Annotated in this window: 24 protein-coding genes, 1 riboswitch and 1 other annotated feature; of the genes, 8 read left to right on the top strand and 16 right to left on the bottom strand. The window is 44.3% G+C overall.

All coding sequences use genetic code 11. The features are described 5' to 3' along the window. Positions 1 to 84: 84 nt before the first annotated feature. The 3 genes from torA to torE are packed head-to-tail and all read right to left on the bottom strand — an operon-like array spanning position 85 to position 3,988. Positions 85 to 2,547 carry a trimethylamine-N-oxide reductase TorA gene (gene torA, locus AB4154_RS16775; RefSeq protein WP_017060300.1) on the bottom strand — a complete coding sequence of 821 codons (2,463 nt, stop codon included), beginning with the start codon at positions 2,545 to 2,547 and terminating at the stop codon, positions 85 to 87. Between the two features lie 24 nt (positions 2,548 to 2,571). Beyond that, positions 2,572 to 3,753, bottom strand: a complete 1,182-nt coding sequence (torC, locus tag AB4154_RS16770; RefSeq protein ID WP_136974655.1) for a pentaheme c-type cytochrome TorC — start codon at positions 3,751 to 3,753, stop codon at positions 2,572 to 2,574. A 52-nt stretch (positions 3,754 to 3,805) separates the two neighbouring features. Beyond that, complete coding sequence (torE, locus tag AB4154_RS16765) at positions 3,806 to 3,988, bottom strand: trimethylamine N-oxide reductase system protein TorE (protein ID WP_004734591.1); 183 nt, start codon at positions 3,986 to 3,988, stop codon at positions 3,806 to 3,808. 437 nt (positions 3,989 to 4,425) lie between these two features. On the opposite strand from torE, the gene AB4154_RS16760 reads away from it, so the two are divergent. Beyond that, on the top strand, positions 4,426 to 5,220 hold the full coding sequence (locus tag AB4154_RS16760; protein WP_372123622.1) for an ABC transporter permease: 795 nt from the start codon (positions 4,426 to 4,428) through the stop codon (positions 5,218 to 5,220). A 318-nt stretch (positions 5,221 to 5,538) separates the two neighbouring features. Here the strand turns inward: AB4154_RS16760 and focA are convergent, their stop codons facing one another. Further along, positions 5,539 to 6,381, bottom strand: coding sequence for a formate transporter FocA (focA, locus tag AB4154_RS16755; RefSeq protein WP_048614492.1), 843 nt, complete (start codon positions 6,379 to 6,381; stop codon positions 5,539 to 5,541). A gap of 362 nt (positions 6,382 to 6,743) precedes the next feature. After that, positions 6,744 to 8,051 (bottom strand): ATPase, encoded by a 1,308-nt coding sequence (locus tag AB4154_RS16750; protein ID WP_372123620.1) that lies wholly within the window; start codon positions 8,049 to 8,051, stop codon positions 6,744 to 6,746. Positions 8,052 to 8,308: 257 nt separating this feature from the next. Here AB4154_RS16750 and AB4154_RS16745 point away from each other — a divergent pair, with 257 nt between their 5' ends. The 3 genes from AB4154_RS16745 (at position 8,309) to AB4154_RS16735 (ending at position 10,166) form a co-directional block, all read left to right on the top strand. Continuing rightward, positions 8,309 to 8,539: a TIGR02647 family protein gene (locus tag AB4154_RS16745; protein WP_017060280.1), complete on the top strand. Its 231-nt coding sequence runs from the start codon at positions 8,309 to 8,311 to the stop codon at positions 8,537 to 8,539. A gap of 114 nt (positions 8,540 to 8,653) precedes the next feature. Next, complete coding sequence (locus AB4154_RS16740; protein ID WP_017060279.1) at positions 8,654 to 9,508, top strand: NAD(P)H-binding protein; 855 nt, start codon at positions 8,654 to 8,656, stop codon at positions 9,506 to 9,508. Beyond that, positions 9,501 to 10,166, top strand: coding sequence for a YdcF family protein (locus AB4154_RS16735; RefSeq protein WP_032545711.1), 666 nt, complete (start codon positions 9,501 to 9,503; stop codon positions 10,164 to 10,166). The genes AB4154_RS16740 and AB4154_RS16735 overlap by 8 nt, the downstream gene beginning before the upstream one ends. Before the next feature lie 149 nt (positions 10,167 to 10,315). Here AB4154_RS16735 and AB4154_RS16730 read toward each other — a convergent pair whose 3' ends face one another. Then, positions 10,316 to 10,894 (bottom strand): thymidine kinase, encoded by a 579-nt coding sequence (locus AB4154_RS16730; protein ID WP_017060277.1) that lies wholly within the window; start codon positions 10,892 to 10,894, stop codon positions 10,316 to 10,318. Positions 10,895 to 10,992: 98 nt separating this feature from the next. Beyond that, positions 10,993 to 12,378 carry a cysteine--tRNA ligase gene (cysS, locus tag AB4154_RS16725; protein ID WP_017060276.1) on the bottom strand — a complete coding sequence of 462 codons (1,386 nt, stop codon included), beginning with the start codon at positions 12,376 to 12,378 and terminating at the stop codon, positions 10,993 to 10,995. Positions 12,379 to 12,743: 365 nt separating this feature from the next. On the opposite strand from cysS, the gene AB4154_RS16720 reads away from it, so the two are divergent. The 4 genes from AB4154_RS16720 to AB4154_RS16705 all read left to right on the top strand — a co-directional run bounded on the left by AB4154_RS16720 (position 12,744) and on the right by AB4154_RS16705 (position 16,040). Further along, on the top strand, positions 12,744 to 13,238 hold the full coding sequence (locus AB4154_RS16720; RefSeq protein ID WP_017060275.1) for a peptidylprolyl isomerase: 495 nt from the start codon (positions 12,744 to 12,746) through the stop codon (positions 13,236 to 13,238). Positions 13,239 to 13,315: 77 nt separating this feature from the next. Beyond that, positions 13,316 to 14,050, top strand: a complete 735-nt coding sequence (gene lpxH / locus AB4154_RS16715; protein WP_017060274.1) for a UDP-2,3-diacylglucosamine diphosphatase — start codon at positions 13,316 to 13,318, stop codon at positions 14,048 to 14,050. 123 nt (positions 14,051 to 14,173) lie between these two features. Beyond that, positions 14,174 to 15,391, top strand: a complete 1,218-nt coding sequence (locus tag AB4154_RS16710) for an EAL and HDOD domain-containing protein (protein ID WP_029235542.1) — start codon at positions 14,174 to 14,176, stop codon at positions 15,389 to 15,391. A gap of 136 nt (positions 15,392 to 15,527) precedes the next feature. Next, positions 15,528 to 16,040, top strand: coding sequence for a YchJ family protein (locus AB4154_RS16705; RefSeq protein ID WP_017060272.1), 513 nt, complete (start codon positions 15,528 to 15,530; stop codon positions 16,038 to 16,040). A 233-nt stretch (positions 16,041 to 16,273) separates the two neighbouring features. Here the strand turns inward: AB4154_RS16705 and hisIE are convergent, their stop codons facing one another. The 9 genes from hisIE to AB4154_RS16660 all read right to left on the bottom strand — a co-directional run bounded on the left by hisIE (position 16,274) and on the right by AB4154_RS16660 (position 25,520). Further along, complete coding sequence (gene hisIE / locus AB4154_RS16700) at positions 16,274 to 16,924, bottom strand: bifunctional phosphoribosyl-AMP cyclohydrolase/phosphoribosyl-ATP diphosphatase HisIE (protein WP_017060271.1); 651 nt, start codon at positions 16,922 to 16,924, stop codon at positions 16,274 to 16,276. Then, on the bottom strand, positions 16,921 to 17,694 hold the full coding sequence (gene hisF, locus AB4154_RS16695; RefSeq protein WP_017060270.1) for an imidazole glycerol phosphate synthase subunit HisF: 774 nt from the start codon (positions 17,692 to 17,694) through the stop codon (positions 16,921 to 16,923). The genes hisIE and hisF overlap by 4 nt, the downstream gene beginning before the upstream one ends. After that, on the bottom strand, positions 17,676 to 18,413 hold the full coding sequence (gene hisA / locus AB4154_RS16690; protein ID WP_012604374.1) for a 1-(5-phosphoribosyl)-5-[(5-phosphoribosylamino)methylideneamino]imidazole-4-carboxamide isomerase: 738 nt from the start codon (positions 18,411 to 18,413) through the stop codon (positions 17,676 to 17,678). The genes hisF and hisA overlap by 19 nt, the downstream gene beginning before the upstream one ends. A 43-nt stretch (positions 18,414 to 18,456) precedes the next feature. Then, on the bottom strand, positions 18,457 to 19,071 hold the full coding sequence (gene hisH / locus AB4154_RS16685; RefSeq protein WP_017060268.1) for an imidazole glycerol phosphate synthase subunit HisH: 615 nt from the start codon (positions 19,069 to 19,071) through the stop codon (positions 18,457 to 18,459). A gap of 9 nt (positions 19,072 to 19,080) precedes the next feature. After that, on the bottom strand, positions 19,081 to 20,169 hold the full coding sequence (gene hisB, locus AB4154_RS16680) for a bifunctional histidinol-phosphatase/imidazoleglycerol-phosphate dehydratase HisB (RefSeq protein ID WP_017060267.1): 1,089 nt from the start codon (positions 20,167 to 20,169) through the stop codon (positions 19,081 to 19,083). A gap of 131 nt (positions 20,170 to 20,300) precedes the next feature. Further along, positions 20,301 to 21,341: a histidinol-phosphate transaminase gene (hisC, locus tag AB4154_RS16675; RefSeq protein ID WP_372123618.1), complete on the bottom strand. Its 1,041-nt coding sequence runs from the start codon at positions 21,339 to 21,341 to the stop codon at positions 20,301 to 20,303. 9 nt (positions 21,342 to 21,350) lie between these two features. Further along, a complete protein-coding gene (gene hisD, locus AB4154_RS16670) occupies positions 21,351 to 22,652 on the bottom strand; it encodes a histidinol dehydrogenase (protein WP_372123617.1) in 1,302 nt (433 codons plus the stop codon). Further along, on the bottom strand, positions 22,652 to 23,548 hold the full coding sequence (hisG, locus tag AB4154_RS16665) for an ATP phosphoribosyltransferase (protein WP_017060264.1): 897 nt from the start codon (positions 23,546 to 23,548) through the stop codon (positions 22,652 to 22,654). Before hisG ends, hisD begins: the two co-directional genes overlap by 1 nt. Before the next feature lie 53 nt (positions 23,549 to 23,601). After that, positions 23,602 to 23,737, bottom strand: a sequence feature (His leader region). A 190-nt stretch (positions 23,738 to 23,927) separates the two neighbouring features. Beyond that, positions 23,928 to 25,520, bottom strand: a complete 1,593-nt coding sequence (locus AB4154_RS16660) for a Na+/H+ antiporter NhaC family protein (RefSeq protein WP_017060263.1) — start codon at positions 25,518 to 25,520, stop codon at positions 23,928 to 23,930. 112 nt (positions 25,521 to 25,632) lie between these two features. Further along, a riboswitch (Lysine riboswitch) is annotated at positions 25,633 to 25,810 on the bottom strand. Positions 25,811 to 26,071: the final 261 nt, after the last annotated feature.

Raw genomic sequence — 26,071 nt, 5'->3', positions numbered from 1 at the left:
TGATATCAAAAATACAAAAAGCCCCTGTAAGAGTGCTTACAGGGGCTTTAATTCAAGCTTTAATCTTGGTTCTTAAGACAAGACTTAAGAAACTTCGATTGGACCACCGAATGAAGTTACTGGAGGCAGTTTGCCTTGGAACTTCTCGAAATCAACCAAACATGTGTTTGCTGACGTTGCTTGAGCAAGTTCAGACGTACCGATATCTTGAGTCAGTGTGTTTGGATCGCCGTATGTATCTAGCGCGCCCACTTTCTCGTTGATCGGACCGTACCAAGCACCTTCTTCGATACGAACAACACCAGGAGCGTAGCTATCCATTAGAACAGCACCTGCTAGTAGTTGACCACGGTCGTTAAACACACGTACTACATCGCCATCTTTGATGCCTTTCTTCTTAGCATCTACTGGGTTGATGTAGATTGGCTCACGGCCTTGTACCGCGTAAGTCGCACGCCACTCTTCAGATTCACACATCTGAGAGTGAAGACGCTTGTCTGGGTGACAAGATTGTAGCCAGTACGGGTGCTTGTCAGAGCCTGGACCACCGTGTGAACGTTCAGATTTCTCGAACCACATTGGGTGTTCTTGACAGTGCTCGTAACCCATGTTGCCAACAGTACGGCTTGTGATTTCGATGAAACCAGAAGGCGTGCCTAGTGCGTTGATCTCTGGATCTTCACGGAATGAAGCGTGACGAGTCCATGGCTTACCTTTGCCGAAGTCTAGGAAACCTTTCTCCCAGAACTCATCAAACTCAGGCATTTCGAAGCTACCTTCGTTTGATGCGCGACATTCGTCGTACAGAGATTTAACCCACTGCATTTCGTCCATACCACGCGTGTAATCGTCGTAACGACCCCAACGCTTAGTTAGGCTAGACATGATCTCGAAGTCAGTCTTAGACTGGAACAGAGGATCCACTAGCTTGTGCATTGCGATCAAACCACGGCCAGAGTACGCGCCGTAACCATCGATATCGTTACGTTCCCACTGAGTACAAGCTGGAAGAACAATATCAGAGTGACGACAAGTTGCAGTCCAAGCGAAATCAACAGCCACTACAGTTTGTAGGCTCTTGAATGCTTTACGCATCTTGTTGCGATCTTGGTGGTGGTGCCACGGGTTGTTACCACTGAATACCATCATCTTGATGTCAGGCAGTGTCACTGTTGCGCCGTTTGCTTTGATCTTCTTACCTGGCTCTAACAGGCTATCTACCCAACGAGCAACAGGGATTACGCGGCTGTAACCGTTGTAATCAGTGTTAGTGTGCTTAGGCGATTGACCTTTGTCGATGTTCAGCGGGAATGAACCCGGAGCAGCGAAGCCAGTTGAAGATACACCGATACCAGAGTAGTGGTGACCGTAAGAGATACCACCGCCCGGAAGACCAATTTGGCCAACCATTGCTGCGATAACTGCACACATCCAGTAAGGCTGTTCACCGTGCTCTTGACGTTGGATACTCCAACCAACAAGAATCTGTGTACGACCGTTAACCAGCATCTTAGCGAAGTCACGAATAGAGTCCGCGCTTGCGCCACAGATAGCAGAAGCCCATTCTGGCGTCTTCTCAACTCTGTCTTTCGTTTCACCTTGAACGTACTTGATGAAATCTTCAAAACCTAGACAGTAAGTTTCGATGAACTTCTTGTCGTATAGGCCTTCGTTGTAAAGAACGTGAGCAACACCAAGCATGAACGCCACATCAGTTTGTGGGTTGATGTACATTTGCTCGTTTTCTAGGTAACGACCTGTTTTGTTTTTAACAGGGTCAACAGAAACAACGTTGATCTCTTTCTTAGCAACTTTTTCTTTCAGCTGTTCTAGGTATGCGAACGACTCGTGAGTCTCACATGTCCAACCTACTTGAAGGTTTTTAACTGGATCGTTACCCCAAAGAACAATGTTGTCACTGTTTTCTAGGATAAGTTCCCAAGATGTACCTTGTGCGTAAACTTCAGTAGAACCTAGCACGTAAGGCATGATCGTTTGACCAGCACCTGTTGAGTAGTCACCGATTTTCTTCACAGAGTAACCGTGAAGTGCCATTGCACGTTGCATGTGGTTAGTACAGCTATGGAACTGACCTGTTTGTCTCCAACCAGTTTGACCTGTGTGAAGCGCCCATGGACCGTAATCTTTCTGTACGCGCTCTAGCTCGCGGTAAACAAGGTCTAGTGCCTCATCCCAAGTCACACGAATAAAGCGGTTGTTACCACGCGTGTCTGCGCTGTACTTATGCTTCTTCAACCAATCTAGGCGAACCATTGGGTAACGCACACGTGATGGGCTGTAGATAATACCTTTAATACCTTTCAGCATCTCTGTTGGGTGCTGATCGATTTCTAGAGGTTTAATTTCTTGTACTTTACCCGCGTAAACGCGAGCTCGGAATGCACCCCAGTGAGAACCAGAGACTTTCCACGCGCCGTCTGTTTCTGCAGCAGACGCTGATGCCGACGCCAATAAGCTTGGACCGATAACCGATGCCGCACTTGTAGTAGCGACACCTTTCAGGAAACTTCTTCTTGTAATTGCCATTGTGTTACTCCAATTGACGTCTTATTAGTGATGGCCTTCAGAAAAATCTGATGAGTGCTTCTGTAGATACTTAAGAACAAGTGCTTCTGTATCTGTATCGAAGTTAACGAACGCAATCATACCATCTAGCATGCCTACCCAACCGTTAGCGCTGAAGTGAGCTTCATCTGGCTGTGAGTGACACGTTGAACAGTTAGATTGGTACGCTTGACCCGCTGCGTTCCAGATTGGATCGAAGTTATCAACCATAGACTCTTTCTTCATCCAAAGTGCTAGGTTAACTTCTTCCCATGGAAGGCCAGTAAGCTCATCTTCTTTCTTCTCACCAACAGTGACAACGTCACTTTGAGATACTTCTTTCGTCAAGATTGCAGTTGAGATGTTCATACCGAAGTCTTCTTGGATTACACGTCCGAAGCCTTTCGCTTTACGCCAACCGTCGATTTGAATCTTGATCATGTCGCCTTTTTCGTCGATAACCGCAACTTTACTTGCAGGGCTTAGTAGACCCGCTTCAACTGTTGCTGTTTCATCTGTGTACATTGGCAGGTGACGAATAGAGATCACGTCAGAACCATTAGCGTAAGATGTGCTGCTTGCTACATTTTCTAGCTCGCCAACAATACCGCTCGCTGATGCCATATCTAATGGAAGGTTGTGAGCAATACCTTTGTGACAGTCAACACAGCTTTGATCACGCTCTGCCGCGTTCTTCATCTGGATACGCGCTGTTGGGCGCATGTTTTCGAAATCCATTGAATCGTAGTTGTGGCAGTTTTTACACTCTAGAGATTTGTTCGAAGAGAAACGATCCCATTCGTGTTTAGCCAGTTCGATACGACGAGCTTCGAATTTCTCAGGTGTATCTAGGTCACCAAATACTTGAGCAAAGACTTCTTTAGATGCTTGCATCTTACGAGCAATTTTTGCTGTCCATTCATGTGGAACGTGACAGTCAGGACAAGTAGCACGTACACCAGAAGTGTTTTTCCAGTGAACCGTTTCTTGTAGTTCTACGTATACGTTGTCACGCATGGTGTGACAGCTTACACAGAACTCTTCTGTATTTGTATGTTCTAGCGCTGTATTAAAACCGCCCCAGAAAATAACACCGGCGATAAAGCCACCCATGGTTAGTACACCAAGACTGATGTGTACTGCTGGGCGAGTCATTGTGCGCCATAATTTAACTAAAAATGATTTCATGTTTAGCTCTCTTAAAAATTAGTTCTAATAAAAATGTGATAGCAAGAGGGCATTACATGCCGCCGTGTGCACCTGGAGGACCTAATACAAACACTTGCAGTGCCCAAACTAGAAAGCCGTAGCCTCCTACAAAAGCCACACTTAATATTGGAAAGAGAACCACTGCAATGAAGAGGAATGACTTCCACTCCAACGAGCGTTTTTCGCCAGTTTCAATTTTATTAACATCACTCATACATTTTGCCTATTTTGTATTTAGTAATTTCGAGTAGCTCATTCTAAGGAGCTAAAGTTCTTGAGTATCTAACAACAAATTTTAGACCATACACAAAGTAGGGTTCAATCAAATCTCTTGTTATAACCCTTGCTAATCAATACTTTTTTGAGGTCATCCAAACTTGTTTTCAGTTAAACAAACTTATTAAAAAGTATTAACAAATGTGAAGAATTAAGTATATTTCACAAATGTTAAAAACCAACACTCGCGCAACTATTTGACAACCGATTTTAACTTTTTACCTACTAAGTAGTAGCCAAAAAAGCCTCAAACAACCACTATTTTGTGTTTTGTTTGTTAAATAATTGATCGTTTTTCGAATCAATGACTTTGCAGTTGAAATGCATCATTTGGCACTTTCAGATATGATATAAGCCTTATTAAAAGGAAGCATTATGCAAGACGTTATTGATATATCTTGGTGGCAATTATTGTTTTTCAGTTCACTTCTCTTGCTGCCAATTGTAATCAACCACAAGCTAAAACTTAGCCTTGGCAAAGAGGCTTCTATCAGCATCATTCGCATGACTGTTCAGCTATTTCTGGTTGGCCTCTACCTAGAATACCTGTTCACTTTGAATAGCTTGTGGGTCAATTTACTGTGGTTATTTACGATGATTATCGTTGGGGCAAGCTCGATTGTTGAAAAATCCAAGTTACCGCGAAACCTATTGTTAGTCCCTGTCGCTGTGAGCCTAGCGGTAACCTGTGTACCCATTGTCTTGTTTATCTGCTTATTCATCATTAAACCAACACCGGTTTTTAACGCACAGTACTTAATCCCTATTGCAGGGATGTTATTGGGTAATAGCTTAAGCAGTAATATCGTGGCATTGCAGAACCTGTTTGGTGCCTTTGAAACACAGAAATCAGAATATGAAGCAGCAATCGCGTTAGGCGCGTCTCCTACTTATGCTGCTGCGCCTTTTGTACGTAATGCAATACAGAAAGCGATGTCCCCTATCATGGCCTCTATGGCAACCACAGGCTTAGTAACGCTGCCGGGAATGATGACTGGACAGATCTTAGGTGGTGCTTCACCGATGATCGCGATTAAGTATCAACTGATGATCATGCTGGCGATTTTCGTGATGATGAGCTGCTCTCTAGCCCTTGTACTTCACCTCTCATTGAAGACATCTCTGACCAAAGAAGGGCGAGTTCTCGCTCAAATACAGCCTTCGAAATAACCTCCCTACTCCACTTAGATCTGGTTACTCACTGAATTTGAGACAGGTTATCCACAGAAACTGTGGATAACCAAATCAATATAGATCCTTTTTTGTCCATTTCGACCCAAGGAAAGATCATCGCCTTCGATCTTTGGGTGATTTCAAAGACATATACACACATGGTAATCAGCGCTGTTGAATTTTCAGATGATCATTAGAGAGATGAAGAAGTAGGTTTTCCACAAATAAAAAACGACCTGCAATGCAGGCCGTCTTGTAAATGTCATAAGTCAGTTCAGTGTTTCCACAGAGCGTTAACTCATTTCGTCAACTGAGTTAGTCACGTAGGTAGATCAACCAGTACCACATACCAACAAAGATACCGCCGCCAATGATGTTACCGATGGTAACGGGCAGCAAGTTGTTCATCAGAAAGTCCATCATGTTCAGATCAACATAGTCCGCAGGATTAGCGCCCGTCATTGTCCAAAATTCAGCTGGAGCAAATGTTTTGATGCCGATAGCTAAAGGCACTTGGAACATATTTGCAATACAGTGCTCAAAACCAGCCGATACGAACATCGCTACAGGTAAAATCATTACCGCAATTTTGTCAGTCAGAGTACGTCCACTAAACGTCATCCATACCGCGATACAAACTAATACATTACACATGATGCCGAGCGCGATAGCTTGGATAAAATCATGGTGCATCTTATGTTGAGAGATCGCCATTGCATTCAAACCCACTTGGCCGTGGTCGAACATGTACTGTTTGGTCAGTAACATACAAGCCACCAGCAGCAATGCGCCAATCAAGTTACCTACATAAACCGTAGCCCAGTTCTTAACGAGCGTGCGCCAAGTAATCTTGCCACTTGCACGAGCAACCAGAGTCAGCACCGAACTGGTAAATAGCTCACCACCGGTAACAACAACGAGAATTAAGCCCAAGCTAAATGCAAGGCCACCTAATAAGCGAGTAATACCCCACGGCAAATCACCAGCACCAGTCGTTACGATGGTGTAAAACACAAACGCAATACCGATATGTATGCCAGCGGAAATCGCTAGGAGAAAAGATTTGATTGGATCTTTGGTTGCTTTACCTACGCCAATATCTGCAGCGCGCTCAGCCATTTGTGGCGGTAATAATGAGTCAAATTGGTTTAGATTCATGATGATTTACATTTTGAAACATGTCGTCGGGAGCGCGATAATCCTCTCTTTCATTTCTGAATTCAAGAGCTATTTTAGGCACAAAATAGCTCTCACAGCCTTGTTGAAAGCAAATAGTCCGAGTTATTCCAAATTCATACGACTTTAGTAGTAAAAAGAAAACTCTGCTGAATGATTAGTTATCAGTATAGAAAATAACACATCTATAAATATCAACAAGTTACGTTAAAAATCAAAGAATAACGTACACTAAAATGGCTCACAGAGCGCTTTTATTTCTAGATTTTGACATAGATCAACAGAACGTAAAAAAGCGCCCTAAGGCGCTTTTAACTCAATCACAAATAAAGAAATTAGTGATGCTAAACCGAAGGTTCAATCACTTCTTCTGATGATTGTTCTAGGGTTGAATCCTCTAGAGTAGATTCAACAGCTGGGGACATCACATCAGAGTCACTTTCGTTGGCCACTTTGCCACCTAAGCTTTTCAAACTATCCACTAACTCTTCTAAGCTTTTAATGTGAGCATCACTCTTGGTAATCTGCTCACCGAGCAACTCACTGTGCTTGGTTGCTTCAGACAGTTGCTGCGCTTGCTTCTGGTTTTCAGACTCCAGCTTAGCTAATTGCTCAGTCAAAGTTTTAATCTCTGACTTTAATGACGCCGTCATGTCTGAGCCTTTCAGCGCTTTAACACTCGCTACAATTTTTTGAGACTGAAGACGCAATACAACATCACGGTGATCTTCATCATTAACCACTCGTGAAATGCTCAGTAGCTGGTTCTCGGCATTCAAAACCGACTGTTCGAACTGGTCGCCTTTTACGCTCGCCAGCACTTTGACTTCATGAGCGACACTGCGCACGTGGTTCAATTCAAACTCTGCAGCGTGAACCGCGTCTTCAATGATCGACTTTTCACGAGGGCTAGCTTTCACTTGGCTTTCGGCCAACGCAATTTGAGATGCTGCCTTAGCAAAGGTAAGCGGAGCAACGTCATCAAAATCTTCATCTTCCAAGAACTCTAATTCGTTCTTCAAAGGTTCGATGTATTTCTTATGCGCCACTTTAACTTCTAATAAGCGAGCATTGTTAAGAAATTCCACCTGAGCTTCTTGAGCGTCTTCAAGCTCATCGACCAGCACATACTCGAACAACTCGCTGTATTCTGAATACAAGCGTTTGTAGCTCGAGGTAAACATGGTATCTGCGCCCAAGAACTTCAGGTAATCCATTTGGACAATCGAATCAGCGAGTACTCGGTCAGTCTTCTTCTTTAACACTAAGATTGAGTCATAGTTTGATTTGATCAAAGCGATTTTTTCATCGAAGGCTTCAGCGTAAGTTAGGCTCGAAAAAATGGAGTAACTCTTGGTTATCCGAGTTTCGTCTTTCAGTAAGTCCGCATAAATGCTTTCAGCATCATCCCATGCGTCTAATAGTTCATTGTAATTCTCTGGTGCATAGAGAGACAATTGAGCATGGTCTTCAAGCTTAACTTCCCATTCGGAGTAAACGCTTTGGACAGACTGAAATGAACGGACCTCTATTGTCGATTCATTATTGTTGTTTGTGGTTTGGTTCGCGTCTGTCTGCTCTGAGGGTGTGCTTTGACAACCTGAGATAGCAAATAGCATACTGATCATTAATGCTACTTTGTTTGCTCTCACTTATGCATATCCTTTTTATACAATATTCGCTCAATGCAAATTATTTCTAGTCACAATATATTACAACCACTTAGCAATAAACATCATTGATGATTTAAGTGGGTGTAAATCACCCAATATAACCAAAATAAACTCATCACTCGATGATTAATCAATCAATTTGGTATCACTTATCAATTCTCTTTATTTGCTATTGCCTGAGCCGAGAATGCGCACTAAGGTGAAGGTAGAGAACGTTATGAATATATAGGTTAATTATGAAGTACAACGCTGAACATATTGCTGATTTAAACCTCCTTCTTCAATTTGATGTAAGTAGTGCAGCTACTGGAATTAAAGTTCATCAAGAGGCTGCTCAAGAAACTCAAGACGCTGTTAAGCGCCTATTCGAAAAAAACCTTTGTACTCAGCCAGACGGCGGTTACCTAACAGATGAAGGTATCGAGATGGCAGAGCGCGCAGACAAGCTTCTTCGCGTACTAAACTAAAGCTCCATTGTTCTAGTAAAAACTCCACTTGCTTCGGCCGTGGAGTTTTTTCATTTTTGGGCAAAGCTTTGTTAGGCTTATTGTAAATTCGTCATTTGCAGTTGTGAGGAACACATGGCTTCTATATTTATTGTCGGTGCAGGATGGGTAGGTGCACCTTTATCTGAACATTTAGAAAAACATGGTAACCGAGTAGTGGTCACGAAAACGACCCAAGCGGGAGCAGATGCCATTGGTAGCGAACAAATTCCATGTGAAGTGTTTAGCTTTGATTCATCCGATCCACAACAGACTATCGGGCGACTCTATTCATTGTTACTCGAAAACAACACTGAAATTGTGATTGGCAGCTTCCCTCCTGGCTTTAGAAAAGGAGCAGGACAAGAGTATGCCGACTACTGGCAGCAACTCACCAATGCATGCCAAAAGGCCAACATTAAAAAGCTCATTATGGTTAGTTCAACTACGGTATACCCAACTAAGCCGGGTGTGCTGAACGAGCTGGATGCATCACTCCCCCTTTCGACCTCAGATAACGAGCACGCGTCTTTATTTTCCGATAACGCACGAATCATGCTGCAAGCTGAACAGTCAGTGATTGATTCCGGTATCGACTACACCATTCTTCGCTTTAGTGGCTTAATCGGCCCAAGCCGTCACCCATCACGCTTCGCAAGCAAGTTAAAACAAGTCAGCACTCAAGCTCCAGCCAACATGCTGCACCTTGATGATGCAATTGGTGCTGTCGATTTCGCTATCAGTCAACTGCACAATGAAATAGTTAACGTGACCACACCAAATACAGTCAGTAAGGCGGAGTTTTATGCCGCGGCACTGAAAAGCGCCAACAGCAGTGAGCCTCTGCCCGCTGTTGTTGATACCCCAGACAAGTTAATCTCTTCGAAGAAGATTCTCGACTTAGGTTATTCATTTAAATTCGAATCCACACTGGACGCACTTCATGACTGAACAATCTATTGCTAACAAAAATCCCAACATAAAACTGCATCGCTCAGTCGACACCCTTTGGAACTTTATGTCGATGGGTCACAAGGTTACGCCTTCCGACTGTATCTTTGTATTGTGTAGCAACGATACTCGCGTAGCTGAATATGCAGCCGAGCTTTATCACCAACAGATCGCGCCTTACATCGTTTTTTCTGGCGGTGTGGGGCGCTTTACCGAAAGAAGCTTTGAACGCTCAGAAGCAGAAACATTCGCTTCTATCGCACGAGATTGTGGCGTGCCTGACTCTGACATTATCATAGAGAAACACGCAACAAATACTGGGGAAAATGTACGATTCACTCATGAGTTGCTGACAGAAAAAGGGTTATCGCCGAAGAGGCTAACCTTAGTTCAGAAGCCCTTCATGGAGAAACGTACCTACGCAACCTTCAGTAAACAATGGCCTGACGAAACTTCCGAGATTACCGTGACGTCGCGATGGCAAACTTGGGATGATTACTTTAACGAAGAGTTGCCGTTAGATATGGTGTTAGGCGCATTAATTGCTGATTACGAGCGAATCAAATCCTACCCAGAGAAAGGCTTTCAGATTGAGATGCCGATCCCCGACGACGTTGACCACGCCTATCAAGCATTGAAGAAGCTCGGTTTCGAATAAACAAAAGTTAGACTTTGAACAAAGTAAAAGCTCGGCAGGAAATAAAACAAAAGCTCGGCTTGGAAGAAAGCAAAACACAGGCCCAATAAACAAAAACGGTGACACTTGGTCACCGTTTTTCGTTCTTTCGCGTTAGCAAATAGAGCTGCTTATTTACCTAACGCTTCTTTGTAGTGCAGACGGCAAACAGAAACGTATTTGTCGTTACCGCCAATAGCCACTTGGTCGCCCTCAGCAATCGCCACACCGTGCTCGTCGGTACGAATTACCATGTTCGCTTTACGGCCACAGTGACAAATTGTTTTAAGCTCAACAAGTTTATCTGCCCAAGACAGTAAGTAACGGCTACCTTCAAACAGTTCACCCAGGAAATCGGTACGTAGGCCGTAACAAAGTACAGGGATGTGCAGCTTATCAACCACTTCTGTTAATTGGTACACCTGCTCCTTCGATAAAAATTGGCACTCATCGATCAAAACACAATGACGCTTTTCTTCCTCATTGAGCTTTTTGATCGCATCAAACATGTTGGTGTCATTTTTAAACAGCTGAGCTTCAGATTGCAGACCAATTCGTGAGCTCACTTTACCGATACCATAGCGATCGTCCAAAGCTGCCGTAAAGATCACTGGCGTCATGCCACGTTCTTGGTAGTTGAATGAAGATTGAAGAAGCGTTGTTGATTTACCCGCATTCATTGCCGAGTAATAAAAATACATCTGAGCCACAGAAATATTCCTGTTAATTAAAAGTTGAAGATAGAAAAGGTGAAAATAGAGAATTCGTGCTAGAAAAAAGGGCTGAAAATCAGCCCTTTTTATAAGATTTACTTACGACGCCAAGTCGTGCCTTCTGGGCCATCTTCCAGAACAATACCCAACTCATTTAGCTTATCACGTGCAAGATCGGCGTTTGCCCAATCCTTTGAAGCACGAGAGTCGTTACGCAGTTTGATCAACGCTTCGATTTCAGCCACTTCGTCGTCGTTACCTGCCGCATCACCTTGTAGGAAGGCTTCTGGCTCTTGATGAAGAATACCGATGATGTCTGCTAGTTCACGCATCAATGCACCCAGTCCGCTTGCTTTTTCAATGCTTTCAGGCTTGATACGGTTGATTTCACGAGCCATTTCAAACAGTACTGAATAAGCTTCAGGTGTGTTGAAATCATCGTTCATCGCAGTAGAGAATCGAGTCACGTACTCTTCGCCACCAGCAGGAGCTGCTGTAAGGTCTAGGCCACGAAGTGACGTGTATAGACGCTCTAGTGATGCGCGAGCTTGGTTTAGGTTATCTTCGCTGTAGTTTAGCTGGCTACGGTAGTGACCAGACATTAGGAAGTAACGTACCGTTTCAGCATCGTAATGTGCTAGCACGTCACGGATAGTGAAGAAGTTACCTAGTGACTTAGACATCTTCTCTTTGTCTACCATCACCATACCACTGTGCATCCAAGTATTTACATACTGAGTGCCGTGCGCGCAGCAAGACTGTGCGATTTCGTTTTCGTGGTGAGGGAACTGCAGATCTGAACCACCACCGTGGATATCGAAGTGGTTACCAAGAATAGACGAGTTCATTGCTGAACATTCGATGTGCCAACCTGGACGACCCGGGCCCCATGGCGATTCCCATGTAGGTTCACCTGGCTTAGACATCTTCCAAAGAACGAAGTCTAGTGGGCTGCGTTTTGCAGATTCAACATCAACGCGAGCACCCGCTTGAAGCTGATCAAGGTCTTGCTTTGAAAGCTTACCGTATTCGTCGAATTTCTTTACTTCAAACATCACGTCGCCGTTGCTTGCAACGTATGCGAAACCACGTTCAATCAGCTTTTCAACAAGCTCGATGATTTCAGTGATGTATTCTGTCGCACGAGGCTCAACATCTGGACGCTTCATGTTCAATGCATCAAAGTCAGCGTGCATCTCACCGATTAAACGCTCAGTCAGAGAGTCACAAGACTCACCGTTTTCGTTAGCGCGTTTGATGATTTTGTCATCGATATCTGTGATGTTACGAACGAAATTCAAATCGTAACCAAGGTAACGAAGGTAACGAGTTACTACGTCGAAAGAAACGAACGTACGACCATGACCAATATGACAGAGATCGTATATGGTTACCCCACAGACATACATGCCGACTTTGCCAGCTGTAATTGGTTTGAATTCCTCTTTCTGTCTTGTGAGCGTGTTATATATCTTCAGCATGATCTCTATCTATTTTATGGATTAATCAAAATAAGCTCGCAGTATAACAAGTCATACCTTAATAGGTAATCCCTAAAAACAGGAATTATACCAATCACGGTAAGTAGATGGTCATAAATAGCGCAGAAAAAATGCTTGAGAACAAGGAAGCTCTTTTCGACAAAAAGTTTCGATAAGTAGTTATTCTACATTCAAAATTTCTAACGACGTTATCAAGTGTTTTAACAAGCTAGGATGGCCAGTTATTTACTACGATTGGTATTACCTCAAACATCCGAGTTAAGTTAATGATTTGGTGATTTGAAAGTCTGCCAACATGCGCTAGAATTCGAACTTCATATTAAAAAGACAGTAAGGTAACAATCATGATCATCCTTCACACAAATTTTGGTGATATCAAAGTTCAACTTAACGAAGAAAAAGCACCAGAAACAAGCGCAAACTTTCTACAGTATTGCCGTGACGGTTTCTACGACAACACACTATTCCACCGTGTTATCGATGGTTTCATGATTCAAGGCGGCGGCATGACTTCTGGCCTTAAAGAAAAGGCAACTCGTGCAACGATCAAGAACGAAGCAAACAACGGTCTAGCGAACAAAGTTGGTACGCTAGCAATGGCTCGTACTATGGAACCGCATTCAGCGAGCTCTCAGTTCTTCATCAACGTTAACGACAACTCTTTCCTAAACTTCCGTAGCGAAAGCCTAGACGGTTGGGGCTACTGTGTATTCGCAGAAGTTGTTGAAGGCATGGACATCGTAAACAAGATTAAAGGTGTTAGCACTGGTTCTATGGGTATGCACCAAGATGTACCTCTAGAAGAAGTGATCATCACTGGTACTACAATCGAAGCTTAATTCATCGCTTTCGGTTAGTATTGATGAGCCGATAAAATCAGGATATAGGGAGCGAATCGCTCCCTTTTTTTAGACCTATGAAAACATATTTTATATCAGATCTGCACCTTTCTCCGTCACGAGAAGACATCACAGACTGCTTCTTAACCTTTATGAAGAAAGAAGCCGTAGAAGCGGATGCACTTTACGTATTAGGTGACCTTTTCGAATTCTGGATTGGTGACGATGATAAGAGTGAATTCGCGACTTCTATCCGCCAAGCGTTTATCGACTTAGTGAAAACAGGCGTGCCTTGTTACTTTACTCAAGGGAACCGCGACTTCTTAGTCGGCAAAAAATTTGCTAAGCAAACGGGCGTACAACTTCTCGACGAAGTTTCTACGATCGATATCTACGGGCAAAAAGCGGTAGTATTGCATGGAGATACCCTATGTACTGAAGATGTAAAGTACCTCGCCTTTCGCGAAAAAGTGCATCAGCCATGGTTACAATGGGTCTTCAACCGAATTCCATTTTTCATCAAGAAGAAAATTGTTTCAAAGGTTCAATCAGATATCAAAGATGACAAGCAGACCAAGTCTCTCGACATCATGGATGTGACACAGCAAGAAGTCGAAGATGTGATGGAACGAAACAATGTCGATCTGATGATCCACGGCCATACTCACCGCCCAGACATCCATACATTCAATGCTAACAATTGCACTAAAACCCGTATCGTACTTGGCGATTGGTATACGCAAGGCTCAGTGCTGGTGTTCACGCCGCAAAGTTTTGAACTACAGAATCGAGCGTTTAGCAATAGCTTTTAACATCACGCTTAAACTTTCACTTTGATTATTATTGTCGGTCAGACTTTCTTAGAAAGTGTATGGTAATTTCTAGTGAATTAGCTATTATCTCTCTACCAGAAATAAACCGAACACAGTACCAAGTTGAAATATTCATACGTAGCGCGTCAACCAATACTCGACACAGGCAAGAAAACCATAGGTTACGAGTTGCTATTCAGGGATGGTCCTAAGAACACTTTCCCTGAAGTAGAGCCGGAGCTCGCTACTAGCCGTTTGCTTTCCGATCACTTCTTATCGACCCACTATAATACGTTGGGTGATAAGCTTGGGTTCGTGAACTTCCCATATGCAAGCCTAATCAACTTAGTCCCTACTCTGTTCCCCAAAGAAAGCCTCGTTGTTGAGGTTCTTGAAGACTGCGAACCAACAGACGAATTACTTGAAGCAATCAAAACCATCTTTGACGCGGGTTATACCATTGCGCTAGACGACTTTGTGCCAAGTAAAGCTTGGAAGCGCTTCTTACCCTACGTTTCAATTATCAAGTTCGATATCCGTTTGACGCCAATTGCCAAAGCAGCGATGTTTATGAACTCTCTCAAAGGGCTAGATATCAAGTTCCTTGCTGAGAAAGTAGAAACGTACGAAGAATACCAAGAAGCGAAAAAAGCAGGCTTCACCTACTTTCAAGGTTATTTCTTTAGCAAGCCAGAGATGATCCAAACGCGTGCGCTCAACCCGGCATTCCTGACGACCGTTCAGCTGTTAAAAGAGATTGCGCACGACCCTATCGACTTTGGTGAAGTAGAGCGTTTGATTACGCTCGATGTGACCATGTCGTATAAGCTACTTACCTACGTAAACTCCGCTGGCGGTTCACCAACAACGATTCGTTCATTCCGCCAAGCGCTTATTTACCTTGGTGAACAGAAACTGCGTAAGTTCGTTTCACTGGTGGCTATCGCATCCGCGAAAGAAGATAAGCCGGACTCACTTTATGGCTTAGCGGTAATACGCGCACGTCAGTGTGAACTCTTGGTTGAGAAGATGAATGTTAAGGTTGAGCCTGGACAAGCCTTTTTGACCGGTATGTTCTCTCTGTTGGACTCACTCTTTGACCAACCATTGAAACAAGTACTCGATTCAGTGCCGATCGACATCGAGATCAAACAAGCCTTGATTCAACGTAAAGGCGTGTTAGGTGCTGTATTGGCGATGGTGGTTGCGTATGAGCAAGCTCGTTGGGAAGAAGCGACTCGTATTCGCCAGCTTCTCAAACTGAGTGAAGCTCAACTTGGTCAAGCTTATGACGAAGCGACGACTTGGGCTCAAGAGCTATTGTCTCCAGCCTTGAAATAGTAAACTTCGCGCTAACACTTTGATAATTTCAATAACTTCAACAGAAACTAAACTTTGGTGAGCGATCGTTTCTTGGTAAACTCCCACGCATTCACTTATGGCCTCTTAATAGAGGCCATTTTTACAGGATCTGACTATGTCTTTATGCCCATGCGGTAGCAAAAATACTTACCAACAGTGCTGTGAATCAGCGCACCTTCACCACAGTGCTGTTGAAACGCCTGAACAGTTGATGCGCTCTCGTTATTCAGCGCACGTGTTGGGTTTAGTTGACTATGTTGTTGCGACTTACCACCCTAGCTGCAACGCAGAAGCGCAAAGAGAAGGTATTGCCGAATCTATCAACAGTGATTGGGCAGGACTAGAAGTCATCGATACTGCGGTAGGCTCGCACCAAGACGAAGGCTTTGTTGAGTTTAAAGCTTACTTCAATGAAGAAGGCGCACAATACTGCATGCAAGAACGCTCTCGCTTTATACGTGAAGACGGTCTTTGGTACTACATTGATGGTACCTTCCCAGAGCAGGAACAAACTACACAACCAGAAATTGACCCACGCTTAAATCAAACCGTTGAGAGCTTTAAAATCGGCCGTAATGATCCGTGTATTTGTGGCAGTGGTAAGAAATACAAGAAGTGCTGCGGGTAACTCGTTCGACTAAGAAGTCAGATTAAGAGAAGAGATTCCTGATGTCGCTTAGGCTCCTCGGAATGACGCAAAGTCAGAGGTTAGAAAAGTGACGTAGGGCTTAGAAATCTTGAAATCTTGAAATCTTGAAATCTTGAAATCTTGAAAATTAAAAAACTAAAAAGCCCCGTAAACATGTTTGTTTGCGGGGCTTTTGTCTGTCTTTTACGCGGTTCTATTAATCTAAAGAGAGCTTACTTATGACGCTCTTTCAGCTTGTTTACCACATCATCCATCGATAAGCCTTGGTCTTGAAGAAGAACCATTAGGTGGTAAATCAAATCTGCTGATTCACACACTAACTCCGCCTTATCGCCCGACGTCGCCGCAAGCGCGACTTCAACGCCTTCTTCGCCCACTTTTTGCGAAATACGCTTGGTGCCACGGGCATATAGACTGGCAGTATAAGAAGATTCAGGATCGGCGTCCTTGCGGGCAGCCAATAGCTGCTCAAGCTGATGAAGCCACACCATCTGAGACTCTTCTTGCTTGTCTCCATCCCAACACGTTGTTGTACCTGTGTGGCACGTTGGACCAATGGGATTAACTTTAACCAGTAAGGTGTCGCTGTCACAGTCCAAGGCGATGTTTTGCAGTTGCAATACATTGCCCGACGTTTCACCTTTCGTCCAAAGACGCTCTTTTGTGCGAGAGAAAAACGTCACATTGCCAGTTTCACCCGTTTTCTCAAGTGCGGCTGGGTTCATGTATCCCATCATTAGCACTTGGCTTGACTGGTAATCTTGAACAATCGCTGGCACTAAGCCATCTACTTTTTCCCAGTTAATACGCTCTGACAATGCGCCTACTTCTGTTTTTGATAAGCTTACGGGTTCAAAACTCATAGTCGCACCTCTACATCTTGTTGTTTTAAATACTGTTTAAGTTCACCAATATTGATGACTTGTTTGTGGAATACCGAAGCCGCAAGTGCTCCATCCACGTTGGTCTTTTTATAAGCTTCAGCAAAGTGCTCCATTGCACCAGCGCCACCAGAGGCAATCAATGGCACATTACACACTTCACGCACCATGTTTAACTGATCGATATCATAGCCGTTACGAACGCCATCTTGGTTCATCATGTTTAACACAATCTCACCTGCGCCACGCTTCTGTACTTCCTGCACCCAATCTTTGGTTTCCCATTTGGTTGCTTTAGTACGCGCTTCATCGCCTGTAAATTGGTAAACCTGATATTTACCGGTTTCTTTGTCGAAGTATGAATCGATACCGACAACGATACACTGAACGCCAAACTTATCAGCAAGGTCAGTAATCAGCTGTGGATTAGCCAATGCCGGTGAGTTGATTGACACTTTATCCGCACCAAACTCAAGAATGCGCGCTGCATCTTCTGCTGATTTAATACCACCAGCGACACAGAAAGGGATATCGATCACTTCAGCTACGCGTTTCACCCAGCTTTTATCGACCACACGGCCATCACTTGATGCGGTGATGTCATAAAATACCAATTCATCGGCGCCCTCTTCTGCATAGCGTTGTGCTAGCGGAACGATGTCACCAATAATTTCGTGGTTACGGAACTGAACGCCCTTAACCACTTGTCCGTCACGGACATCCAAACAAGGGATTATTCGCTTTGCCAACATGCAAATGCCTCCTCTGCGGTAAACTTGCCATCAAGTAGCGCACGACCCACAATCACACCCGCAACACCGCTGCCTTTAAGCGCTTCGATATCAGCTAGGCTGCCAATGCCGCCCGATGATTGGAATTGCACTTGTGGGTACTGCTTACAAAGATCAACATAGAGCTCTACGTTTGATCCTTCTAGCGTGCCGTCACGTGAAATATCGGTACACAGCACGTGTTTAAGGCCAACCGTGAGGTAGTCTTCAATCAGCGCTTCAATAGTCACACCTGAATCTTCTTGCCAACCTGAAATCGCCACTTTACGTGTGCCGCTTTCATCAATGTTGATGTCTAGAGCCAGCACGATTTTTTCCGCGCCATACTTCTCCATCCAACCTTTCACCAACTCAGGTTGCTTAACGGCTGTAGAACCAACCACAACGCGCTGTGCGCCAGCTTCTAGCAGATCAACGACATCTTGTTCGTTACGCACGCCACCACCAATCTGGATGTTCGCAGGCGTGCTAGCAAGGAGCTTAGCAATCAAGTCTAACTGACGAGCCGTTGTGTCTTTTGCGCCCGTTAAGTCAACAAGGTGCAGCCAGCCAGCGCCAGCTTGGTGGTACAGATTAAACTGCTCTGCTGGGTCTACTTTGTATTCTGTTACTTGCCCGTAGTCTCCTTGGAATAAGCGAACTACTTGGCCTTCAATTAAATCTAACGCGGGAATAATCATTTACATTCCTTATATGGCAACGTTAGCCGCTGCCTAATCCTTATTACAATTCCAAGAAGTTCTGAATCAGCTTAGAGCCAGCTTTCGAAGATCGCTCTGGGTGGAACTGAACACCATAATAATTGCCACTTTGAACCGCCGCAGTGAACGGATTACCGTAATCACATTGTGCGATTGTGTAGTCGCCCACTGGCATTGCGAAGCTATGAACAAAGTAGAAGTATTCGCCTTCTTCAATGTCTTTAAATAGCGGGTGATTAGGCGTTGCTGTTACTGTGTTCCAACCCATGTGTGGTAATGGTAAGTCGCCCGTTTCAAGTAAACGAACTTCGCCATCACACAAACCTAGGCATTCAACTAACTCATCAGCCTTTTGACCTTTCTCTTGAGACAGTTTGCCTAACAGCTGCATACCTAAACAGATACCCAGCAGAGGCTTCTCAACTTGCTTGACAAGGGTAACAAGGTCACGCTCTTGCAGGTTCTTCATTGCCTCACTTGCTGTACCTACACCGGGTAGGAATAGCTTGTCGGCAGCAAGAACAACTTCTGGTTCTTTTGAAATTTCAACTGCGTAGCCCAGACGTTCAATCGCAAACTTCACCGATGAAACGTTGGCACAACCAGTATCAATAATAACGACTTTTTGCTCTTTCATACCGAACCCTTACAGAACGCCTTTGCTGCTTGGTAACTCGTTACCTTCAACTTTGATTGCTTGGCGAAGAGTACGGCCAAACGCTTTGAACAGGCTCTCAATGATGTGGTGATCATTATTGCCATCAGAAGAAAGGTGTAGCGTACAAGCCAATGTATCAGTTAGAGAACGGAAGAAGTGAACCACCATCTCGGTTGAAAGATCACCCACTTGCTCACGGCTGAACTTAGCATCGAACTTCAGGTATGGACGACCAGAAAGGTCTAACGCACACTGAGCCAAACACTCATCCATTGGTAGGCTGAAACCAAAACGGCCAATACCACGTTTGTCGCCTAGTGCATCTTTCAATGCTTGGCCTAAAGCCAGAGCGGTATCTTCGACTGTGTGGTGATCATCAATGTGCAGGTCGCCCTTCACAGTCAGGTTCATTTGGAAACCACCGTGTGTCGCGATTTGATCAAGCATGTGGTCGAAGAAACCCATGCCGGTATCGATCTTGTTGCCACCGGTTTCATCAAGGTTTACTGCAACCTTGATATCGGTTTCTTTAGTAGTACGAACTACTTCAGCAATACGCGCATTAACCGTCAGATCTTTAACGATTTGTGGCCAGTTAAGCGTGCCTTCAGTTTCCGCATCCGGGCCATATTGAATACCGCGGATAGCCATGTTCTCTGCCAGTTGAAGATCCGTCATTCGGTCGCCAATCACAACAGAGTGTTGGAAATCGACTTTACCGCCTTGTAGGTACTCTTTAACCATACCCAGTTTAGGCTTACGGCAAGAGCAGTTGTCTTCGTCAAAGTGAGGGCAAATAAGCACGTCGTCAAACTTAACGCCTTGAGATTCGAAGAACTCCATCATCATATTGTGTGGTGCATCGAAATCTTCTTGTGGGTAGCTATCGGTACCTAGACCATCTTGGTTAGTCACCATCACTAGACGGTAACCAGCGTCTTGCAGTGCAAGTAGGCTAGGAATTACTCGCGGTTCGAATTTTAGCTTGTCTAAACGATCTACTTGAAAGTCAACTGGCGGCTCTACAATTAAGGTGCCGTCACGGTCTATAAAAAGTATTTTCTGTTGTTTACTCACTTGAACTTCCTTTTAATTTTAAATCTGGTGGCCTAGCTAAAATCAAACGCTAACCCAAAATATTGGTTTCACTTGCCAATCTGCGATTAATCAACTCAAACTGGCAAATGTTATTACTGGTAAGCCTTTCGTTACTGATAAAAGTTACGAATGAATCCAAGTGTCTTTTCGCACTCTTCGCGGTTACCAATACTAATACGAACACAGTCTTCAATAGGTGAATTACGCAAAATAATGCCCGTATCCCAAGCCGCTTTAAATAACTCATCGCCGTTCGGGAATTTCACCAGTAAGTAGTTACCCCAGCCATCAAAAACCGTCACTTGAGGCATACCTAATAGACCCGCCTGCAAATACGCTCGGTTAGCACTTAAATCCAGAACTTGGAACTTAGCTCGCGCGAGTCCTTGCTCTGAAAGTGCTTGAACGGCAATGTCAGCAACAGGGATTGGCACTGGATAAGGAGCAATCACTTTCAACAGTACATCGATAAGCTCTTTGTTCGCTAGCGTAAAGCCACAACGTAAGCCCGCCAAAGCAAAGGCCTTCGACAAGGTGCGCAGAATCGCTAGGTTTGGATATTGCTCAAGCAAATCAACGGTTGACGCTTCTGGACAAAAATCGATATACGCTTCATCCATCACCACAATCGCTTTGTCTTGTGTCATTTCAAGCAACTTGATGATGTCTTTGCGATCAACCAAATTACCGGTTGGGTTATTTGGGCTACAAACAAACACCACTTTTACGTTGTCGAGCTGAGCTTCGATAGCTGGAAGATCCAATTGCCATTCAGAAGTCAGAGGCACAACCTTACGCTCAACACCAATCGTCTCTGCACTGATTGCGTACATACCGTAAGTGGGTGGGCAGTAAAGAATAGCGTCTTCGTTCGGCTCACAGAAAGCACGAATCAGTAATTCAATACCTTCGTCAGCACCACGCGTTGTCAGAGTTTGCTCTGATTTCACGCCTGCGTATTGAGCGTAAGCATCAATCAGCTCTTTTGGCTGACATTCGTTGTAACGGTTAAGACGAGACAAGTTCAGGTTGTACTCGTTATCAAACGGAGATTCGTTGGCGTTTAGCCATACATCACCAGTACCGCCTATGCGTCTTGCAGACAAGTAAGGTGTTAGAGCCTGAACTTGTTTTCTTGCTAACTTTTCCATGCCCTACCCTTATTTCGCTTTATTTAACTTTTCAATTCGGATAGTCACAGCGCGTTTGTGTGCATCCAAACCTTCGGCTTCCGCCATTGTTACTACTGTTGGCGCTAGGCCTTTCAACCCATCGGCTGTTAGCTCCTGCACCGTCATTCGCTTAGAGAAATCAGCCAAACCTAGGCTTGAATACGTCTTGGTATAACCGTAAGTCGGAAGAACGTGGTTTGTGCCGGATGCGTAGTCACCTGCAGATTCTGGAGACCAGTCACCAAGGAAAATTGAGCCTGCATTATCTAGCAATGACAGCAATTCACGTGGGTTCTTGGTTTGAACGATCAAGTGCTCAGGACCGTAGAAATTCGAAATCGCAATCGCTTGAGTGATCGATTCAGCAATGATGATTAAGCTTGAAGCCAATGCTTGCTGAGCGATGTTCGCACGAGACAGTTCTTTCAGTTGCTTTTGAACCGCTTCTGTTACTTGGTCTGCAACCACTGGAGATGGAGTTACCAATACTACTTGAGAGTCAGGCCCGTGTTCCGCTTGGCTCAACAAATCCGCTGCAATGAAGTCTGCATCAGCCGTTTCATCAGCAATCACTAACACTTCAGATGGGCCAGCTGGCATATCAATAGCTGCTCCGCGGAAGTCATTACTCACTTGGCGCTTTGCTTCCGTAACGTAGGCATTACCTGGGCCGAAGATCTTATCGACTTTAGCCACACTCTCGGTACCGTAAGCCATTGCTGCAACCGCTTGACCACCACCAACGTTGTAAACTTCGTCGATCTTACAAAGCTTAGCGACATACAAGATTTCATCAGCGATTGGCGGAGGTGAACAAAGCACAACCTTACGACAACCTGCGATTTGAGCAGGAACACCTAACATAAGAACCGTTGACGGTAGTGGCGCACTGCCACCGGGAATATAAAGGCCAACAGTATTAATCGCGCGCGTCACTTGCTCACACACAACACCAGGCTGTGTCTCAACCTTAATTGGCTGCGGCTTTTGAGCTTCGTGAAACTTAGCAATGTTGCTATAAGCTTGCTCTAACGCTTGCTTCATCTCTGGTGTTAGACGAGCACACGCCTCTTCAATCTCACCCGAACTGACTCGGATAGATTCTGGAGTTACACCATCAAACTTTGCAGTCAGCTTTTTAAGCGCGGCATCGCCTTCATTTCGTACTTTTGCAATAACATCAGAAACAGTCGCTGTGATGTTTGCACCTTCAGTAATAGCTGGACGCTCTAATACCGAGTCTTGCTGTGATTCACTTAAAGATTGCCAAACAACGGTTCTCATCGTCACTACCCCATCATTTTTTCGATTGGTAATACTAGAATCGAGCTTGCACCCAACTCTTTCAGCTGTTCCATTGTTTCCCAGAACAAGTTCTCTGTACTTACTAGGTGCACGGCAACTTTGTCTTTGTCTGTAGATAGAGGAAGAACCGTTGGATCTTCAGCACCAGGCAGTAGTGCTTTGATTTGCTCTAGTTGAGAGGTTGGCGCGTGAAGCATGATGTACTTCGACTCTTTCGCTTGTTGAACACCCTGCATACGAGTCAGTAGTTTTTCAATCAGTGCGGTCTTGTCTGCGTCGAAGTCGCCAACACGTTGAATCAGTGTTGCTTTCGATTGGAAGATAGCTTCTGCTTCTTTTAGGCCGTTCGCTTCAAGCGTTGCACCTGTAGAAACTAAATCAGCGATAGCGTCTGCAAGGCCAGCGCGAGGCGCGACTTCAACCGAACCTGTTAGCATACAAGTGCTGAACTCAACACCCTGCTCGTCCATGTAGGCTTTAAGTAGTTGTGGGTAGGTTGTCGCAATACGTTTGCCCGCTAAGTCTTGTGGGCCGTTGTATTCTTCGTCTTTATTAATAGCGATTGAAAGGCGGCAACCACCGAAGTCTAAACGACGTAGTGTGCGGAACTCTGAAGGCTCTTTAAGAGCAACACGATCTAGACGAACTTCTTCTAGTTCATTTTCACCGATGAAACCAAGGTCAACTACACCATCCATGATAAGACCTGGGATGTCGTCATCACGAACGAGTAACAAGTCGATTGGCATATTTAGTGAGTGAACCACTAGGCGCTCACCCATGATATTAAATTTAACACCACATTTTTTAAGTAGGTCTTGGCACTCTTTACTTAAGCGACCTTTCTTTTGAATTGCGATTCTTAGGCGTTGTGTCTGCATTGCTGTATCCCTGTGCAAATATTTGAATTTATTGATTATTTAAAAGCGCTAAAACTAAAAAACCCTCGGGGACTTTGTCATCCCGAGGGTTTAAATCTAAATTCTTTTGACTTAACCTCCGGGAGTAATCTTGCTCCCGGGTATGCGTAAATCTCCCCGAAAGACTAGATAGGGTGATGATGGTGATGAATGTTCATTACTAATTTACGCATACTTATCAGCTCTTAGGTTGTTTGCTGTCTTGTCTCCACACTAACTAAGCTGACATCCTTTTTCAACCATTTATTCGAACTTTTTTCACGAAACTTAAAATTAAATTAACAGGCACAAAAAAGGGAGGCAAACGCCTCCCTGATAGTTTACTGATTAACTTTCAATTTTAGCTTTTGCACGTCGCCATTTTGCAGCGAGAGAAGTAAGCCAATGCAAAACATACAGCAACAAACGTTAGAGACGCTGCGCCAAATGCGATGCCAATTGAAGATGTCATACCTAGAGTGATGAAACCAATGCACGATACGAACGCTACAGACAACGCGTATGGAAGCTGAGTCGAGACGTGGTCGATGTGGTTACAACGAGCACCAGTAGAAGACAGAATCGTCGTATCTGAGATTGGAGAACAGTGGTCACCAAATACTGCACCCGCTAGAACCGCACTTAGCATTGGAAGAATCAGTGCGATATCCGATGCTGCAGCCATATCACCCGCGATTGGTAGCATGATACCGAACGTACCCCAAGATGTACCTGTAGAGAACGCCATAACGCCCGCTAGAAGGAACAACATAACCGGTAACCAGTGGTAATCAATGCTGCCTGTTACTAGAGACGATAGGTAAGAACCCGTTTTCATGTCGCCGATAACAGAACCGATAGTCCATGCAAACACAAGAATCAGAATCGCGCCAAACATAGAGCTAGCACCGATCCACATTGTTCTTGCGATATCAGTCATAGATAGCTTTTGCTTGAATACTGTCGCTAGTGCTACTAGTAAGCCAATAACACCACCGTAAACAAGAGACTTACCTACATCCGTGTTTTCGAATGCGCCTAGAAGGTTGAATGCTTGGCCATCAGCAGCCAGCGCTTGGCCGCCTGTGTAAAGCATTGCAGCCACTGTCGCTACAATTAGCGATACGATTGGCATAACAAGATCAGAAACTGAACCGTTTTCGCTCTCTTCGATATCTAACTCTTCGTTTAGATCGTGAGCTTGCTTTTGATCGTTGTCACCTTCAAAGCCACGGCCTTGAGATGCTTCGATCTCATGCTCACGCATCTTACCAACGTCTAGACCGAACCATGCTACTGCGAACACCATTAGTAGTGCGAATACAGCGTAGAAGTTCATTGGGATAAGACGAACGTAAGCACCCAGTGCAGAATACTCTGTCACACCGTGTGTCACTAAGATGCCACCAATGATCGTGATGATGTAAGCACCCCAGCTAGAAGCAGGCATGATCACACACATAGGAGCAGCAGTTGAATCTAGGATATAAGCAAGCTTAGCGCGAGATACATAGAAGCGGTCTGTTACAGGACGAGAGATAGCACCAACCGCTAGGCTGTTAAAGTAGTCATCAACAAAGATGAATACACCTAAGAAAGCAGCAAGTAGTTTTGAACCACGTTTACTCTTAACGCGAGACTGTGCCCACTCCGCGAATGCGCGAGTACCGCCAGACAGTGTTAATAATGCCGTTGTCATTCCAAGAATAATTAGGAATGCAATGATGCTCATGTTCCAAGTGTTGATGCCACCATCTTCGATGAAAACACCAGATGCTTTAGTAAACACGTAGCTAGCTGCGTTACCTACTGAGTAATCAGCAAGTAGAATCGCACCCATGATGATACCGACACCCAAAGAAACCAATACACGGCGGGTAACAATAGCAAGGCTCAAAGCCACAAGGGGCGGAAGCAAAGATAAAGGTGATGTTGCAAAATCTATTAAATTCATGATCTTCAAAAACCAGTTTTTTATTTGGCTAGAGATCTACTGCAGACAAACTTGATACGGCTGACCAAGCTCATGTTGAACTAAGCGAAAGGGAAGTGAACACTTCACCCAACCCTACAGTAGCGCTCCATAGTTTAAAATTAAGACTATGGCAGTGTTGTACCTATTGAGCACAACCCCAGCAAATTGCTTAGATATACAATTTACTTCGGCAATTACACCTTTCATTCCCGTTCATTGGCATCACCCCAACGGAAGTTACTTTTTATAATTGCACCTCTACGTGCGATAACATTATTAACCGTGTAAACCAGAGTTTAACAACAAATTAACCAACACCTCGCATCAGGTAGCCGCAATTGTACTCATCAAGAGCAACAATGCAACATATCATTCCGAGAAAAATAGCTTTTTGTTAATGAACTAATCAATAGAAGAATAGTCTACATAAGTTGACTACTCCACCTGTCACATATCATTTTTTAAGATATTCTTAATAATTATTATAAATTCAATAGAAATACTGCTCTGAATTTTCAACTATTCATCTC

Origin of the sequence: Vibrio sp. 10N.286.51.B11 (assembly GCF_041469245.1) — a bacterium.
In the GTDB taxonomy this organism is placed as follows: Bacteria; Pseudomonadota; Gammaproteobacteria; order Enterobacterales; family Vibrionaceae; genus Vibrio; species Vibrio crassostreae_C.
The sequence above is the reverse complement of the archived record's forward strand: the minus strand, read 5'-3'. Positions and strand labels throughout refer to the sequence as shown.

What these genes read in the sequence shown, in the direction of transcription:
- torA (WP_017060300.1), bottom strand. Translation starts at nt 2,547, where the DNA reads ATGGCAATTACAAGAAGAAGTTTCCTGAAAGGTGTCGCTACTACAAGT.
- torC (WP_136974655.1), bottom strand. Translation starts at nt 3,753, where the DNA reads ATGAAATCATTTTTAGTTAAATTATGGCGCACAATGACTCGCCCAGCA.
- torE (WP_004734591.1), bottom strand. Translation starts at nt 3,988, where the DNA reads ATGAGTGATGTTAATAAAATTGAAACTGGCGAAAAACGCTCGTTGGAG.
- AB4154_RS16760 (WP_372123622.1), top strand. Translation starts at nt 4,426, where the DNA reads ATGCAAGACGTTATTGATATATCTTGGTGGCAATTATTGTTTTTCAGT.
- focA (WP_048614492.1), bottom strand. Translation starts at nt 6,381, where the DNA reads ATGAATCTAAACCAATTTGACTCATTATTACCGCCACAAATGGCTGAG.
- AB4154_RS16745 (WP_017060280.1), top strand. Translation starts at nt 8,309, where the DNA reads ATGAAGTACAACGCTGAACATATTGCTGATTTAAACCTCCTTCTTCAA.
- AB4154_RS16740 (WP_017060279.1), top strand. Translation starts at nt 8,654, where the DNA reads ATGGCTTCTATATTTATTGTCGGTGCAGGATGGGTAGGTGCACCTTTA.
- AB4154_RS16735 (WP_032545711.1), top strand. Translation starts at nt 9,501, where the DNA reads ATGACTGAACAATCTATTGCTAACAAAAATCCCAACATAAAACTGCAT.
- cysS (WP_017060276.1), bottom strand. Translation starts at nt 12,378, where the DNA reads ATGCTGAAGATATATAACACGCTCACAAGACAGAAAGAGGAATTCAAA.
- AB4154_RS16720 (WP_017060275.1), top strand. Translation starts at nt 12,744, where the DNA reads ATGATCATCCTTCACACAAATTTTGGTGATATCAAAGTTCAACTTAAC.
- lpxH (WP_017060274.1), top strand. Translation starts at nt 13,316, where the DNA reads ATGAAAACATATTTTATATCAGATCTGCACCTTTCTCCGTCACGAGAA.
- AB4154_RS16705 (WP_017060272.1), top strand. Translation starts at nt 15,528, where the DNA reads ATGTCTTTATGCCCATGCGGTAGCAAAAATACTTACCAACAGTGCTGT.
- hisIE (WP_017060271.1), bottom strand. Translation starts at nt 16,924, where the DNA reads ATGAGTTTTGAACCCGTAAGCTTATCAAAAACAGAAGTAGGCGCATTG.
- hisF (WP_017060270.1), bottom strand. Translation starts at nt 17,694, where the DNA reads ATGTTGGCAAAGCGAATAATCCCTTGTTTGGATGTCCGTGACGGACAA.
- hisA (WP_012604374.1), bottom strand. Translation starts at nt 18,413, where the DNA reads ATGATTATTCCCGCGTTAGATTTAATTGAAGGCCAAGTAGTTCGCTTA.
- hisH (WP_017060268.1), bottom strand. Translation starts at nt 19,071, where the DNA reads ATGAAAGAGCAAAAAGTCGTTATTATTGATACTGGTTGTGCCAACGTT.
- hisC (WP_372123618.1), bottom strand. Translation starts at nt 21,341, where the DNA reads ATGGAAAAGTTAGCAAGAAAACAAGTTCAGGCTCTAACACCTTACTTG.
- hisG (WP_017060264.1), bottom strand. Translation starts at nt 23,548, where the DNA reads ATGCAGACACAACGCCTAAGAATCGCAATTCAAAAGAAAGGTCGCTTA.
- AB4154_RS16660 (WP_017060263.1), bottom strand. Translation starts at nt 25,520, where the DNA reads ATGAATTTAATAGATTTTGCAACATCACCTTTATCTTTGCTTCCGCCC.